At 29.2% G+C, this 16,603-nt stretch carries 14 protein-coding genes; 12 read left to right on the forward strand and 2 right to left on the reverse strand.

Going from position 1 to position 16,603, the window contains the following annotated elements; genetic code table 11:
- Positions 1-37: 37 nt before the first annotated feature.
- The 11 genes from ACUXZJ_RS10485 to ACUXZJ_RS10535 all read left to right on the forward strand — a co-directional run bounded on the left by ACUXZJ_RS10485 (position 38) and on the right by ACUXZJ_RS10535 (position 13,532).
- Complete coding sequence (locus tag ACUXZJ_RS10485) at positions 38-760, forward strand: DUF4197 domain-containing protein (RefSeq protein ID WP_060382058.1); 723 nt, start codon at positions 38-40, stop codon at positions 758-760.
- A gap of 314 nt (positions 761-1,074) precedes the next feature.
- A complete protein-coding gene (gene guaA / locus ACUXZJ_RS10490) occupies positions 1,075-2,604 on the forward strand; it encodes a glutamine-hydrolyzing GMP synthase (RefSeq protein ID WP_063743953.1) in 1,530 nt (509 codons plus the stop codon).
- A gap of 96 nt (positions 2,605-2,700) precedes the next feature.
- Positions 2,701-4,584 carry a LysM peptidoglycan-binding domain-containing protein gene (locus ACUXZJ_RS10495; RefSeq protein WP_063743952.1) on the forward strand — a complete coding sequence of 628 codons (1,884 nt, stop codon included), beginning with the start codon at positions 2,701-2,703 and terminating at the stop codon, positions 4,582-4,584.
- Between the two features lie 181 nt (positions 4,585-4,765).
- Positions 4,766-6,682, forward strand: a complete 1,917-nt coding sequence (locus ACUXZJ_RS10500; protein ID WP_063743951.1) for a PBP1 and LysM peptidoglycan-binding domain-containing protein — start codon at positions 4,766-4,768, stop codon at positions 6,680-6,682.
- Positions 6,682-7,086 (forward strand): OsmC family protein, encoded by a 405-nt coding sequence (locus tag ACUXZJ_RS10505; RefSeq protein ID WP_060382062.1) that lies wholly within the window; start codon positions 6,682-6,684, stop codon positions 7,084-7,086. The genes ACUXZJ_RS10500 and ACUXZJ_RS10505 overlap by 1 nt, the downstream gene beginning before the upstream one ends.
- Before the next feature lie 220 nt (positions 7,087-7,306).
- Positions 7,307-7,531 (forward strand): DUF3820 family protein, encoded by a 225-nt coding sequence (locus ACUXZJ_RS10510; protein WP_060382063.1) that lies wholly within the window; start codon positions 7,307-7,309, stop codon positions 7,529-7,531.
- Between the two features lie 158 nt (positions 7,532-7,689).
- The gene (locus tag ACUXZJ_RS10515; protein ID WP_060382064.1) at positions 7,690-9,303 is read left to right on the forward strand and encodes a CTP synthase; all 1,614 of its coding nucleotides are present in this window, start codon (positions 7,690-7,692) and stop codon (positions 9,301-9,303) included.
- Between the two features lie 79 nt (positions 9,304-9,382).
- Positions 9,383-11,263: a membrane protein insertase YidC gene (gene yidC, locus ACUXZJ_RS10520; RefSeq protein WP_060382065.1), complete on the forward strand. Its 1,881-nt coding sequence runs from the start codon at positions 9,383-9,385 to the stop codon at positions 11,261-11,263.
- Positions 11,264-11,640: 377 nt separating this feature from the next.
- The gene (locus ACUXZJ_RS10525; RefSeq protein WP_060382066.1) at positions 11,641-11,949 is read left to right on the forward strand and encodes a hypothetical protein; all 309 of its coding nucleotides are present in this window, start codon (positions 11,641-11,643) and stop codon (positions 11,947-11,949) included.
- Positions 11,950-12,285, forward strand: a complete 336-nt coding sequence (locus ACUXZJ_RS10530) for a hypothetical protein (protein WP_060382067.1) — start codon at positions 11,950-11,952, stop codon at positions 12,283-12,285.
- A 110-nt stretch (positions 12,286-12,395) separates the two neighbouring features.
- Positions 12,396-13,532, forward strand: coding sequence for a glutathionylspermidine synthase family protein (locus ACUXZJ_RS10535; RefSeq protein ID WP_063743950.1), 1,137 nt, complete (start codon positions 12,396-12,398; stop codon positions 13,530-13,532).
- A gap of 224 nt (positions 13,533-13,756) precedes the next feature.
- Here ACUXZJ_RS10535 and ACUXZJ_RS10540 read toward each other — a convergent pair whose 3' ends face one another.
- Positions 13,757-14,557 (reverse strand): TIGR00266 family protein, encoded by an 801-nt coding sequence (locus tag ACUXZJ_RS10540; protein ID WP_063743949.1) that lies wholly within the window; start codon positions 14,555-14,557, stop codon positions 13,757-13,759.
- 83 nt (positions 14,558-14,640) lie between these two features.
- Positions 14,641-15,222, reverse strand: coding sequence for a tRNA-(ms[2]io[6]A)-hydroxylase (miaE, locus tag ACUXZJ_RS10545; RefSeq protein ID WP_060382070.1), 582 nt, complete (start codon positions 15,220-15,222; stop codon positions 14,641-14,643).
- Between the two features lie 73 nt (positions 15,223-15,295).
- Between miaE and ACUXZJ_RS10550 the strand changes: the two genes are divergently transcribed.
- A complete protein-coding gene (locus ACUXZJ_RS10550) occupies positions 15,296-16,522 on the forward strand; it encodes a glycosyltransferase (protein WP_060383820.1) in 1,227 nt (408 codons plus the stop codon).
- The last annotated feature ends 81 nt before the right edge of the window (positions 16,523-16,603 follow it).

A 16,603-nucleotide genomic window follows, 5' to 3' on the forward strand; every position in this document is an offset into this window, starting at 1 on the left:
CATAATTTGTGTATTTTTGAAAAACATAATTAGAAAAATGAAAAAAATATTTATCCTAGCTTTTTTGATTCCTAGTATGAGTCAAGCTCAATTAAAAGACTTTATAAAAAAAACAACAGAATCCGTAATGACTAATACTACTAAAAAAAATGTTTTAGATATTTCAGGAGGTTTAAAAGAAGCGTTAAACAAAGGGGTTACCAATCAAGTTTCTAAGCTTACTGCAATGGATGGTTTTTATGGTAATGAATTAGTTAAAATTGTACTTCCTGACGAACTTCAAAAAGTAGATAGTATGTTACGGAAGATGGGGATGGGAAATTTGGCTGACGATGGAATAAAAGCATTGAATAGAGCAGCCGAAGATGCAGTGAAGGAATCTACACCCATTTTTGTGAATGCTATTAAAAATATTACGATAACGGATGCTAAAAATATTTTATTGGGCCAAGAAGATGCTGCTACTGAGTTTTTACAGACGGGAACTCGTAAGCCTCTTTATCTAAAATTTAACCCAGTTGTACAAAAATCAATTGGAAAGGTAGGAGCGGATGCTGTATGGAAAACAATTATAGATAGATATAATATGATTCCTTTTGTTTCTAAAGTTAATCCTGATATAACGGATTATGTAACGAATAAAGCGCTTGATGGTGTTTTTAAAATGATAGCAGTAGAGGAGAAGGATATTCGAACTAATTTTGATTCTCGTACGAGTGATTTATTGAAAAAGGTTTTTGCTTTACAAGATAAAAAATAAGTTTAAATATATTTTTTTAATTTATAAAAAGAAGGGAAAGAGGGTGTTTTAAAAGATTTTAATTGGGTTTGTTTTAGTCAAAAAGAAGACTAAAATGAATTTTACAGATGGAAAAATGGAGTATTGATAATGTGATTTCTTTTACTTTTAAAAAGTAGAAAACCAAAAATTAAGTTACTACTTTTAAAACACCCACTTTTGAATAAATGATTTTTAGAAATTCATTTATTAGGTATAGAATTTGTTTTAGGAAACATTAAAAATCTTCTTATAATTAAAATTTTCATTTTTTAAGATTTTTTTTAATTTTGTACATGCAACACAATGTACTTATTTTAGATTTCGGGTCGCAATACACACAGCTTATTGCACGCCGCGTTCGCGAGTTAAATATTTTCTGCGAAATTTTTCCTTTTAATCATGTTCCATCAGATTTAAGCAGCTATAAAGCTGTTATTTTATCAGGAAGTCCTTTTTCAGTTCGTGCTGAAGATGCGCCTCATCCCGATTTATCTCAAATTAGAGGTAAAATGCCATTATTAGCGGTTTGTTATGGAGCGCAATATTTAGCTCATTTTAATGGAGGTGAAGTAGCTCCTTCTAATATTAGAGAGTATGGTAGAGCCAATTTGTCATTTATAAAAGATGATGAGACTTTTTTTGAAGAAGTAAATATCAATAGTCAGGTATGGATGAGTCATAGTGATACGATCAAACAGTTACCAACAAATGGGATTCGTTTAGCCTCTACTAAAGATGTTGAAAATGCAGCTTATCGTATTGAAGGAGAAACTACTTATGCTATTCAATTTCACCCAGAAGTTTACCATAGTGAAGATGGGAAGCAAATGCTTGAAAATTTTTTAGTAAAAATAGCGCAAGTTCCTCAAAATTTTACACCTAATTCATTTGTTGAAGATATAGTAGTTGAAATGAAAGCTAAAATCAATAATGATAAGGTAGTATTAGGGTTATCAGGAGGTGTAGATTCTACTGTAGCAGCTGTTTTGTTAAACCAAGCTATAGGAGAAAATTTGTATTGTATTTTTGTCAACAATGGTTTATTACGCAAAGATGAGTTTCAAAATGTATTAAATCAATATAAAGGAATGGGATTAAACGTAAAAGGAGTTGATGCTTCAGAACGTTTTTTATCTGAGTTAGCGGGTGTTGAAGATCCTGAAACAAAACGAAAAATTATAGGTCGCGTATTTATTGAAGTATTTGATGATGAAGCGCATAAGATAGAAGATGTAAAATGGTTAGCACAAGGCACAATTTATCCAGATGTTATAGAATCTGTATCTGTAAAAGGTCCTTCGGCAACTATAAAATCACATCATAACGTAGGAGGATTACCTGATTTTATGAAATTGAAAGTAGTAGAGCCTTTGCGTATGCTATTTAAAGATGAAGTGCGTAGAGTAGGTAGAAGTTTAGGTATAGATGAAGAACTTTTAGGACGTCATCCTTTTCCTGGGCCAGGATTATCTATTCGTATTTTAGGTGATATTACACCAGAAAAGGTAAGAATTCTACAGGAAGTAGATTCTATCTTTATAAAAGGGTTAAAAGAGCATGGTTTATATGATAAAGTATGGCAAGCAGGTGCTATTTTATTACCTGTAAATAGTGTAGGTGTTATGGGAGATGAACGTACTTACGAAAAAGTAGTGGCACTTCGAGCGGTAGAATCTACAGATGGTATGACAGCTGATTGGGTTCATTTACCTTATGATTTCCTAATAAAAGTGTCTAACGAAATTATAAACAAAGTAAAAGGTGTTAATAGAGTAGTTTATGATATTAGTTCTAAACCACCTGCAACTATAGAATGGGAGTAATTCTTTGCAGTTGATATTTAAATAAAAATGCCGTGTAAAATAAAAATACACGGCATTTTTATTTAAATTGGTGTTCTCAAATAAATTACTAAACTTATGCTTAAATACCTACTTTTTATTTTCTTTTTTTTATCCCAATATTATTACGCCCAACAAGAAAAGACATTTAAACACCTGATTCAAAAAAGCGAAACCTTAGAATCTATTGCTTTAAAATACAAAGTTTCAAAAACAGAAATTCTAAAACTAAACACAGGTGCTGAAAAAGGAATTCAGGAAAATACGATTTTAATAATACCCAATGTGCATTCTATTTCTTATATGTTTAAAAAAAATGATGTAAACGCGGTATCTTATGATAAACATGAGGTTTCAAATAAAGAGACTTTATATAGTATAGCAAAACAGTATCAACTTTCCGTAGAAGAATTAAAAGAAGCTAATCCGTTACTTGTTCAAACCAATATTAAAGAAGGCTATGTTTTAAATATTCCCCAAAGAGGAATTCCTTATCAGAAAAAAGTAGTCTTTGATGGTAAATTTCATGAAGTACAATCACAGGAAACATTATTTAGTATTGCTCGTTTGTATAATGTATCGGTAAAAGATTTAGATGAAAAAAATGAAATTATACTAAAAGAAGGACTTCAAATAGGACAAAAGATAGAAATTCCTAATAAAAAAAAGACACTAGACGGAAAAGCAAGAATTATAAATGAAGAAACTATTTTTCATATAGTTCAGGCTAAAGAAACTAAATATTCAATTACAAAAAAATATGGTATAACAATTGATCAGTTAGAAAAACAAAATCCTGAAATTATTAATGGTCTGATTATTGGTAATAAATTAGCTATTAATAAAAATATGATTAAAGCAAAAAACGAAAATGAAGAATTAATGATTGCGCTAGCAGAAAAACAAGCTGTTATTGAAAAGTCAAAATCACAAACCTTAAAAATTGAAGATTTAGAAGATCGTTTAAAAGTTCAAAAAGAATTTAATAAAAAAATGATCACACTCAATAAATTAAATATTAATTTAAATACTATTGATGAAACAAAAAATGGTTCTGTAGAACGATTGCGATTAATTTTAGATGCTAATAAAAAAATTCAAGAAGTTTTGATTGCTAAATTAGATTCTTTGGTTATTACGATGGAATATGACTTGAAACAATTAAAAATAAAAAATATAGAATCTTTAGAAGAATCAAAACGTTTGCAAAAAGAATCAGATCAAAAAAGAAAAGAAACAACGGATTTGGTACAACAATTAAAACATGATTTATCTGAAAATCGTCGCATAATTGTTGGAGTTATGCAAAAAGTCCAAAAGATAAATCAACAAGAAAATCAAGAATATAAGAAAAAAATACGAGAGCAACTTTCTGATAGAGATCAAGTAAGACTTAATGAAATAAAAAAAATAGATCAAGATTTGACAATGAAAGAAGAAAGGAAAGAAAGTTTACTGTCTAAAATCAATGATTTAGAATTAGAAGAAAAAACAGTTTTAAAACGTAAAATTGCGAAGGCTACTTTTTATAGTACTGAAGCAAGAGATTATGATGATCGGTTAGCCTTAGTGAAATTAGAACGAGTTCAAAAAGAAATACCAATAACAGAAATTTCTAATACAGAAACAACACTTGAAGAAAAAAGAAAAATTTTAAATGAAAACACTAATGAAGAATCTACTAAAATTGAAATTATTAATAACCTTCCAGAATTAGAAACAGGTTATTATTTAGTTGCAAACACTTTTACTGAATCAATAGAGCGCGATGCTTTTGCGCTTCGGTTAAGTTATTCTGGTGAGCGTCAAACCAAGTTTTTTTATAATATAAATAATTTTGGATATTACGTTTATACTAATAAATATCAAACATTAGAAGAAGCTTTGTTTGAATATAAGGTAAAACCAAGATCTGATTTATTTAAAAAACTGTTCATTGTTCAAATCAAAAAAGAACTCTAAATTTGGCCTTGCAAATAGTACTAAAAACCTTTTGAATAAAAAGAGGCGAATCATTTTGTTATCAATTGTTTATAGTAATCTAATCAAGATTTTGAAATTGAAAACGCATAATAAAGTTTTGCTTTAAAGGACTAGTTGTCATAATAATTTAAAAGAATTGTAATAAATATAATTTACACACATGAAAAAATTTTTTGGGATTTTATTGATTTTAGGAGGGCAATTTGTGTCAGCTCAAGTAGCAATGATCAAGCACAAAGTGGTAAAAGGGGAAAGTATTTCTCAAATTGCACAAAAATATGGAGTTCCAGCTTCTGAAGTATATGATTTAAACCCAGATGCGCGCGTCAAAATAACAGAAAATACAATATTAATCATACCTGTTAAAAAGAAAAAAGAAACCGTTAAAAAAGAAGATTTAAAAATTATAAATCACACAGTAGCTGAAGGTGAAACATTATTTAGCATTGCAAAAAAATATCAGGTAACACTAGCTGAAATAGAAAAATTAAATCCTTCAATTGTAACAGGTTTAAAGATGGATGAAGTATTGAAAATACCTGTAAAATCAGAACTTAAAACAATTCCTAAAAAAATAACACCACAAGAAAAAACACGTATAGAGCATACGGTTGAAGCTAAAGAAACTAAATTTGGAATAGCTAAACAATATGGTATTACAGTAGATGAATTAGAAACTAAAAATCCTGATATCGTTGGAAAAGAATTGGCTATAGGTCAAATCCTATTTATTAGAGGAAATAAATCAAAAGAAACAATAAAACTCAAAGTAGAAGAAGGAAGTCAAGTAAAAAAAACAGAAATACCTAAAGGGTTAGGAACGACATATACAGTGAAAGCTCAAGAGACTTTGTATGCTTTAGCTAATCAGTTTAGTTGTTCACAAGAAGAATTAATAGGACTTAATCCAGAGTTAAAAGAAGGTTTAAAAGAAGGTATGATATTAAAAATACCAACTATTTCTAAAAGAAAAGAAATGAAAAAAGAAATCATTGATTTATCAAAATACATTTCAATGGGAACTTCTAAAAAAATGGCTCTTTTACTACCTTTTAATATAGCCAAACTAGATCAAGATACGATCAATTCAACTAAATCAAGATTGAAGAAAGATAAGTTTTTAAATATGACTTTAGATTTTTACTCAGGAGCTTTGATGGCTATTGATTCAATTAATAAGCTAGGCGCAAAAGTAGATGTAACCATTTTAGACTCTGATGAAACTCGCTCTTCTTCAAATGTATCAGCCTTAGTAAATGAATACGAATTAAAATCATACGATGCAATCATAGGTCCTTTTTATCAAAATAATGTTGAAAAATTAGCAGCCATATTAGAAAAAGTACCTGTTATTTCACCTTTGTCTAAAGATTATGATAAAAAATATCCTAATCTTTATCAAGCTACTCCATTGCCAGATGATATAAAGAAAACCATGTTTGAATTTATGCGATCTAAAAATGGAAATATTATAGCAATAGTAGATCCTAAAAAACAATCAGCAAAACAATATATACAAGAAAATTGTAAAGAAGTTAGGTTTGTAAATGTTTCTGATTCAGGTGTTTTAGATGTTTCTAGTCTAAAATCATTATTAGTTACAGGTAAAACAAATTATGTGGTAATGGAAACAGAAAAGACAAATTTAATTTTGTCTATTACAACTAATCTTTTAGCATTACAAAAACAGTTTGATGTAAAATTAGTTATTCTAGGAGAAAATGAAGCACTTGATTTTGAAGAAATTCAAATGAAAAGATTGACCAAATTAAAAATGCACTATCCTTCACAACATAGAGTAAATACCTCTAAAGAATACCAAAATTTTGAAACCCAATACAAAAGAAAAAATAAAATTAATCCTAATACATTTGCAATTAGAGGTTTTGATGTAACATTTGATACTCTTTTAAGACTTATGCAAGAAAAACCTTTTGCCGATACTGCTAATGATAACAGTACGGAACAAGCAGAGAGTCGATTTGATTACCAGTCTAATTCAGAAGGAGGATTTTATAACAAAGGAATTTATATTTTATATTACGATACTGATTTAACAATTAAACAAGCAAATTAATGGCAACTTCTAAAGTAACTTATTTAGGGGCTTTACGCACCTCTTCTGTTCATTTAAATTCAGGTTCTGAAATTATTTCAGATGCCCCAATAGATAATCATGGTAGAGGAGAGGCATTTTCGCCAACAGATACAGTAGCTAATGCTTTAGCTTCTTGTATGTTAACGATTATGGCAATTAAAGCACAAGAAATGGAGTTAGAAATTCTAGGTTCAACAGCAGAGGTAACTAAAATCATGGGAACAGAACCTAGACGTATTGCCGAAATCCATATTGTTTTTTCAATGTCTATAGATTCGAATGAAAAAGTAAAAACTATTTTAGAACGTACTGCTATGACTTGTCCCGTTTTTTATAGCTTACATCCTGATATTAAAAAAGAAATAATTTTTAATTGGAAGTAATTTAAGAATCATTATAAATGGTTTTAAAATCAAAAAATAATTTCATTACTATTTAGAAAAAAATGAAGTAATTCAATAAAAATAGGATGAGATTATTTTTTTTGAATTGTAATAAATAAAAAGGACTTTACATAAAAGAGTATTTTGTTCTATAAAAATATTGATTTTTATAATTTTAAAAATTTCTCTTAAAAAGTAATAGTTTTTTAGTAAAAAAGGAATGGACAAAGAACAACTTATAAAATTAGCTCATGCTAAAATGCCTTTTGGAAAATATGAAGGACATTATTTAATTGATTTGCCAGAACATTACATAGTTTGGTATAAACAAAAAGGATTTCCAAAAGGTGTATTAGGACAACAATTAGCATTAGTCTATGAACTTAAACTTAATGGAATTGAGGAATTAGTGCGTAATATTCAACGAAATTTTCCTAAAAAATAATATGAATTTTAAAGATCTGAAAATTTTGTTTTTTTGAAATTCTAAATTTAAAATTGTTGTTTAAATTTATTTGTTTTTTGTGATTTCTAAATTGGAAATTCATTCTAAATAATTGTATTTTTGCGCGGTTTTAAACAACAACACAACAACACAACAAAATGAATCAAACAAAGTATATTTTTGTTACAGGAGGGGTAACATCTTCCTTGGGTAAAGGAATTATAGCGGCATCATTAGCAAAATTATTGCAAGCAAGAGGTTATAGAACCACTATTCAAAAATTTGATCCTTACATTAATGTAGATCCAGGAACACTAAATCCTTATGAGCATGGAGAATGTTATGTAACAGATGACGGAGCAGAAACAGATTTAGATTTAGGTCATTATGAACGTTTTTTAAACGTGCCTACCTCTCAGGCTAACAACGTTACAACTGGTAGAGTTTATCTGTCTGTTATAGAAAAAGAAAGACGTGGTGAGTTTTTAGGAAAAACAGTACAAGTGGTACCTCATATTACAAATGAAATCAAGGAACGTATGCAGTTACTTGGTAAAAGTGGTGAATATGATATTATCATTACAGAAATAGGAGGGACAGTAGGAGATATTGAATCTTTACCTTATATAGAGTCAGTTCGTCAGTTACTATGGGAGCTAGGCGATGATAATGGAATTGTAGTACATTTAACCTTAGTTCCATTTTTATCAGCAGCTGGAGAACTTAAAACAAAACCAACACAACATTCTGTAAAAACATTAATGGAAAGTGGAATAAAGGCTGATATATTGGTTTGTAGAACAGAACATGAACTAACTTCCGATATGCGTCAAAAGTTAGCTTTATTCTGTAACGTAAAAAAAGAAGCTGTAATTCAGTCTATAGATGCTTCTACTATTTATGATGTACCTAACCTGATGCTAGAAGAAGGATTAGATCAAGTAGCTCTAAAAAAATTAAATTTACCAGAAAAAAATACACCTGATTTAAAACAATGGAATGAATTTTTACATCGTTTAAAAAATCCAAAGCATCAAGTAAATATAGGACTAGTAGGAAAATATGTAGAATTACAAGATTCATACAAATCCATATTAGAAGCGTTTATTCATGCAGGAGCAAGAAATGAAACGAAAGTAAACGTTATTTCTATTCATTCAGAGTATTTAGATGCTAAATCAGTGGAAACACAACTAAAAGGGTTAGACGGAATATTAGTAGCACCTGGATTTGGTGAACGAGGTATAGAAGGAAAAATAGAAACCGTTCGATACGCCCGTGAAAATAAAATACCTTTTTTTGGAATTTGTTTAGGAATGCAAATGGCTGTTATAGAATATGGTCGTAATGTATTAGGATTAAAAGATGCCAATTCTACAGAGATGAATAAAGGAACTTCAGCACCTGTTATCAACTTAATGGAAGAACAAAAAAGTATAACAGATAAAGGAGGGACAATGCGTTTAGGAGCATGGAAATGTCAGTTAAAAGAAGAATCTCTAGCTAAAAATATTTATGGCGTAACTGACATTTTAGAGCGCCATCGACATAGATATGAATTTAATAGTGATTACCTAGAAGCAATGGAAAAAGCAGGTCTAAAAGCTTCTGGAGTAAATCCAGATACGGGCTTGGTAGAAGTAGTTGAATTAGAAAATCACCCATTTTTTATAGGAGTACAATACCACCCAGAATATAAAAGTACAGTAGCTAATCCACATCCTATTTTTGTTAAGTTTGTGGAGGCTGCCGTGAAAAATAAAATTAATTAGTTTAAAATAAAATGTTTGATGTTTAGGTGGTTCTAAAACATTAAACTTTCCGAATTTTAAACGCTGAACTAAAAAGGAAATGGAAGAAAAAAAGTTAGACCTTAATTCGATTATCGGATTTACGTTAATTTTCGGTATTATGATGTGGATAATGTATAAAAATCAACCCACACAAGCCGAAATTGATGCTGAAAAAGCTAAAAAAGAAAAAATAGTAAAAGCTAAACAGACACTAATTAAAACAACAGATTTAACCTCTGTAGTAGAAGATTCTACTAAACTAACAGCGGCTTTAAAGGCTACATTAGGAAGTTTTGCTTATTCAGCAACCTTGCCTTCAGCTAAAGGGGAATTTACGACTTTAGAAAATGAATTAGTACGTTTAAAAATTGCTAACAAAGGAGGATATATTGTAGAAGCTACTTTAAAAAACTTTAAATCAATAGATGAAAAAGGACCTCTAGTGCAATTAATAAAAAATAATAATGCGCAGCTCAATCTGGCTTTTCAAACCAAAGAAGGAAAGAATTTAAATACAAAAGATTTATTTTTTGAACCTACTTTAGTAAAAGAAGGAGCTAATCAAGTACTTTCAATGCGTTTAAAAACAAATGAAAAAACTTATTTAGAATATAAATATACATTAAAACCTAATGATTATATGTTAGATTTTAATGTGCGATCACAAGGTTTAGCTAATGTATTGAATACTTCAGCACCTGTTAATCTAACTTGGGATTTAAAAACGTACCGTAATGAAAAGAGTGTAAGCTATGAAAATCGTTACACCGAAGTAGTTTATGAATATGAAGAAGGAAAAGATAATTACTTAAACCAATCAGAAGAAGAAGAAAAAGTGTCAAATTTGACCTATGTGGCTTTCAAACAGCACTTTTTTACATCTATTTTATTAACTAAAAAACCTATTAAAATAGCAAAATTATCAACTCAAAATTTAGTAAAAGATGCCGCTATAGATACTACTTTTACTAAAAAATTTGCTGCTGTTTTACCTTTAGCTTATGCAAACGGTGAATTAGATTATAAGATGAACTGGTATTATGGTCCTTCAGATTATAAGATTTTAAATGCTTATGATCGTAATTTAGATGAAATTATTCCTTTAGGTTGGGGGATTTTTGGTTGGATTAACAAATTTATTTTTGTCCCATTATTTGGATTAATGAGTACTTTTCTGCCTTACGGAATAGCCATTATCTTATTTACAGTGTTAATAAAATTGACCATGTCTCCATTTACTTATAAATCATTTTTATCGCAAGCTAAAATGAAAGTTTTGCGTCCAGAAATGAATGAAATAAATGAGAAGTTTTCTAAAGATCCAATGAAGAAACAACAAGAAACAATGAAGCTTTATAATAAAGCAGGAGTAAACCCTATGGCAGGATGTATTCCAGCTTTGATCCAGTTGCCTTTCATGTATGCTTCTTTTCAGTTTTTCCCATCAGCTATACAATTAAGACAACAAGGATTTTTATGGGCAAAAGATTTATCATCGTATGACTTAATAGCTAAATTACCATTCAATGTTCCTCTATATGGAGATCATATCAGTTTATTTCCAATTTTAGCTGCTATTGCTATTTTCTTTTATATGAAATATACAACAGGAGATCAAGCTATGTCAGCACCACCACAAGAAGGTATGCCTGATATGGCAGGAATCATGAAAATGATGATTTGGATTTCGCCTATTATGATGTTAATTTTCTTTAACAACTATGGTTCAGGTCTAAGTTTATATAACTTATTTTCAAATTTAATGACTTTGGGATTAATGTTTTATATTAAGAAGTTCTTAGTAGATGATGCAAAAATTCATGCACAAATACAAGAAAACAAACAAAAAGAACCTAAAAAACCAGGTAAGTTTCAACAGAAATTGCAAGAAGCTATGGAACAAGCTCAAAAGCAGCAAGAAGAAAAGAAAAGAAAGTAAAAAATATTATTACAAAATAGATTTTATAAAAAAACGTCTCAAGTTTAAATTTGAGACGTTTTTTATTCGATATAGGTTACCCAAGTAATGTATTATACCATTTTAAACTTAAAATATACTAGATTAAAAAATAAAATTCTCAATATGTTTTTTCATTTTAAAACAACTTGAACAGATGGTTGAGTATATAATTAAAATCATCGTTAGTTCGAGCGCGAAGTGCATTTAAAGTTTAAATGATATTAAACCCCTAAAATTACATGTTAAGATAGCGTATTAGGAAGAAAAAGAAATCTTTTTGTTGTAACGAAAACTAGAAATTACGACTAATGCCTGTACTTCAAATAATAAAATACAATTTAATTAATTTTTAAAAAATGTACAAAAAACTAGTTGTTCTATCACTATTAGGCTTTGTTATGTCTAATTGTTACGATTATAAAGAAGATATAGTAACAGAGGTAGATAAAGGAGGATCAGTTGAAACAGAGATGACTATTGAGCATATTGATAGTGAAAAAGATCTTGTGATTACTAAGCATAAAGTTTGGTCAAAAGGAAGTTTAACTAAAGAAATCGTTTATAAAGATACAATACCAGCATTAGGAGAATACGAAGAGGAAGATGAAGAAGGCGAAATTGTAAAAGGGAAAAAAGAGTATGAAATATATTTTACAGCAAAATAAATGAAAAAATCTAACATTATCAATTTAGTTTTGGTGGCAACTATTACAGCTGCCTGTGGCAAAAAAGAGGAAGACTGGGAAGGTGGAGGAGGATCTAATAGAAAAGTTTATTTACGCTCAGATACTACAGCGGTTTATACTAAAAGCGAACAACACCAGCATTCCTATCATGCTTTTAGAGCTTATAGTTCATCAGGAGGTTCAGGGAGTTATTCAAGACGAACAGGTTATTATTCAGATGGAATACATTATAGCTCAAATGTAGGACATAATACTACTAAAGGTAGTGTGAGTAGAGGTGGTTTTGGACATTCAAGTTTTCACGTATCATCTTAAAAATAGATCACTAATTTTTAGTTTATATAAAACTATTTAAAATATTTATTGTCAAATTTTTAAACTAGTTTAATTATATAGTTACTCTAATTAAAAATAAACAAACTAGAATGAATAGAATTACAATTACTCCAAGAGTTGATTGGAGAAATAAAGTAGAAGAACTAGGTTTTAATTTTCATTCTACAGGAGATAAATACTGGGATGAATCAGTATTTTACGAATTTTCTATAGATGAAATTACAAGAATTGAAAAAGCTACTGCTCAGTTATGGGAAATGTGTTTACATGCTGTAGAGTACGTAATTGAAAATGATTTATTTCATAAGTTTCATATTCCTAATTGGTTTATACCACATATAAAAAAAACTTGGGAAAATGAAGACCCTTCTATTTACGGTCGTTTTGATTTTTGTTATAAAAAAGGTAAATTAAAACTATTGGAGTTTAATGCGGATACTCCTACATCATTATTTGAAGCGAGTATTGTACAATGGTTTTGGTTACAAGAATGTTATCCGTATTGTGATCAGTTTAATTCTATTCATGAAAAACTAATTGCTTATTGGGAATATGTTAAACCTTATTTAAAAGGCTCAAAATTACACTTTACTAGTGTGCCAGATTCATTAGAAGATATTACCACGGTGCGTTATTTACAAGATTGTGCAATGCAAGTAGGTTTAGATACATATTATACATCTATAGACCAGTTGGGATGGGACACTGATAATCAAATTTTTGTTGATGATAAAAATAACAGTATCTCTTCTATTTTTAAATTATATCCTTATGAGTGGATGATTAATGAAACGTTTGGAAAAAATATTATATTAGATAAAAATGAAACATTTTGGATAGAACCTAGTTGGAAAATGTTATTATCTAACAAAGCATTACTTCCTATTTTGTGGAGATTATATCCAGATCATGAATTTTTATTAGCCTCCTATTTTGATTCGCCTGAAAATTTGACCTCTTGGTGTGAAAAGCCCATTTTGTCAAGAGAAGGATCTAATATAAAATTAATTAAGGAAGGAGACTTGTTAGCTATGACAGGAGGAGAATATGGAGAAGAAGGTTTTATATATCAAGAACTAGCAGAATTACCAGATTTTCATAATAATTATCCCTTAATAGGTAGTTGGATTATAGGTCAAGAACCTGCAGGTATTGGAATAAGAGAGTCAAAATCTTTAATAACAGATAATACATCTCATTTCGTTCCTCATCTTATAAGAACATAATTAAGTAAATTTTGGGTATATAAAGACTTGTTTATCAATTTTAAAATAATAATACATGAGGCTGTCCAAAAAGTTCGCAATCTTGTTCATTTCGACCAAAGGGATAAATTATATAATGTTGATTTATTATTTTAGGACAGCCTCATGATTATCCAGTCAATTCTGAAAATTGTTATTTTTTTTAGAGTGTATTCTTTTATAATGAACTTTTTATCATTTAAAGATTAAAATCCATTATCACCATCTAATAACTTACCAAATCCACCTAACAAACTACCTTCTTCTTTGTTTTGCCCACCAATATTAGATGCAGTAATGATGCGTCCAGCTAAACGACTAAAAGGTAAAGATTGTATATATACTATACCAGGTCCCCTTAAAGTAGCATAGAATACACCTTCTCCTCCAAATAAAGTATTTTTTATACCTCCTATAAACTCTATGTCATAATCTACATCTTTTGTGAATCCTACAATACATCCTGTGTCAATTTTTAAAATTTCTCCGTTTTGTAGTTCTTTGCGAGCTAATGTTCCTCCTGAATGGACAAATGCCATACCATCTCCTTCTATTTTTTGCATGATAAATCCTTCTCCACCAAATAAGCCTCGACCTAATTTTCGAGAAAATTCAATACCTACAGACACACCTTTTGCTGCACATAAAAAAGAATCCTTTTGACAGATAAATTTACCTCCATATTTCATTAGATCTATTGCAATAATTTTTCCAGGATAAGGGGAGGCAAAGGATACTTTTCTTTTTGAAAAATCCTGATTTTGATAAGCGGTCATAAACAAACTTTCGCCTGTTAATACGCGTTTACCAGCACTTAAGAGCTTGCCTAATATTCCTGAACCCTGATGGTTTGAACCATCGCCAAAAATAGTTTCCATTTTAATTCCATTTTCCATCATCATGAAACTCCCAGCTTCAGCTACAACGATTTCTTGTGGATCTAACTCTATTTCTACATATTGCATTTCCTCACCATAAATATGGTAATCTATTTCATGTGCTTGCATTTTCTTAGTTTTTAATGTTTAATAATAAGTTTTATATTATAAGAAAATGTTACAAAAAAGAGTTTAATTTTTTTGAATGTTTCTTAACCATGTATAGTTTCTTTTTTACCATAATTTACAATAATACTTTCTTCAAAAGCAATCCATTCTTTCCAACGATTATCTACGTAATCTCTTTCTCCGTATTTTCTAGCAAAATTTAAAAAAATAGTGTAATGATTAGCTTCAGAAATCATGAGTTCTCTATAAAATTTAGATAATTCTTGATCTTGAATATTTTCTGAAAGTACCTTAAAACGTTCGCAACTTCTAGCTTCAATCATAGCAGCAAATAGCAAACGATCAATCATAGATTGTTCGCGACTTCCGTCTTTTTTAAGGAATTTAGTTAATTGACCTACATAATCGTCTTTACGTTCGCGTGTAAATTCATAATTACGTTCTTTAATAATATCATGAACCATTCTGAAATGATCCATTTCCTCAATGGCTATTTTGGTCATTTCGGTTACCAAATCTTCCTTTTCAGAATTGTTAATGATAAGGTTGATTGCGTTAGTAGCTGCTTTTTGTTCGCACCACGCATGGTCTGAAAGAATTTCAGCAAGGTTTCCTTCTGCTATATTAGCCCATCTAGGGTCTGTTTTTAATTTTAATCCTAACATATAAAAATTATTGAAATACAAAATTACATTTTTTACTCCTAAATTATAATTGTTATTTTGTACAAAAAAAGACTTGGAGACAGTTTTATTTATAGGTTTAGTTTTTCCAGAGCCTACTTCTTCTGCGGCTGGAACTAGAATTTTGCAGCTCATTAATTTATATAAGGAGTTAGGATATAAAGTTGTTTTTGCTTCAACAGCTCAAAAAACAGAAAATTCTTTTGATTTGTTATCTATTGATGTACTTGAATATGCTATAGAACTAAATCATAATAGCTTTGATGAATTCATTTTACAACTTGATCCAATCATGGTTGTTTTTGATCGTTTTATATCAGAAGAACAATTTGGTTGGCGCGTGGCTACTATTTGTCCTCAAGCAATACGAATATTAGATTCAGAAGATTTGCATTGTTTGCGTTATGCAAGACATACAGCAATAAAAAAGAATACGATTTTTGAAGTAAAAAATATTTTAGAAGAACCATCAGCATTCAGAGAAATAGCTAGTATATACAGATGTGATTTAACTTTGATAATTTCTGAATTTGAAATAGAAATACTCAAAAATGTTTTTAAAATAGATGAGTCATTACTCCTTTATTTACCTATTTTTTATTTAAACAAAGTTCAAACGATTGTTTACGAGGATAGAAAGGATTTTGTTTTTATTGGCAACTTTTTACATGAACCCAATTCTGATGCTGTTGTTCAATTAAAAAAGATTTGGAAAGAGATACGTAAAGAATTACCAGATGTTAATCTTAATGTTTATGGAGCCTATGTTTCTCCTAAAATAAATCAGTTGAATAATAAAAAAGAAGGATTTAATATAAAAGGAAGAGCTTATTGCGTGTATGAAGTACTTGAACAAAGTAAAGTTTTATTAGCTCCCTTACGATTTGGAGCAGGAATAAAAGGAAAATTATTAGAGGCTATGGTAACAAATACACCATCTGTAACCACACCTATAGGGGCTGAAGGGATAAGTACTACAAATTTTTGGAATGGTTATGTAGTTAATGATATAGATGATTTTATAAAAAAGGCAATAATTTTGTATAAAGAAAAACAAGTTTGGATGAAATCCTGTAAAATAGGAGAGCAAATTCTTTTTGATAAGTTTAAAAAAGAATTATATGAAAAAGTATTCAAAGAACTCATTTCAAAGTTAAGAGAAGATTTAAATAATCATAGGAATCAAAATTTTATTGGTAAGTTGTTATTACAAAATCAATTCGCAACCACAAAATATATGTCAAAATGGATAGAAGAAAAAAATAAAAAAATAATTACTTAAAAGCTCTGTTTTTTTGTATTTTTAATAAAGATTTAGGATAAAAATTAAATTTTATACTTTTGATTAAGATTTTGTATTTTC

This window comes from Flavobacterium sp. TN-1 (assembly GCF_052828645.1).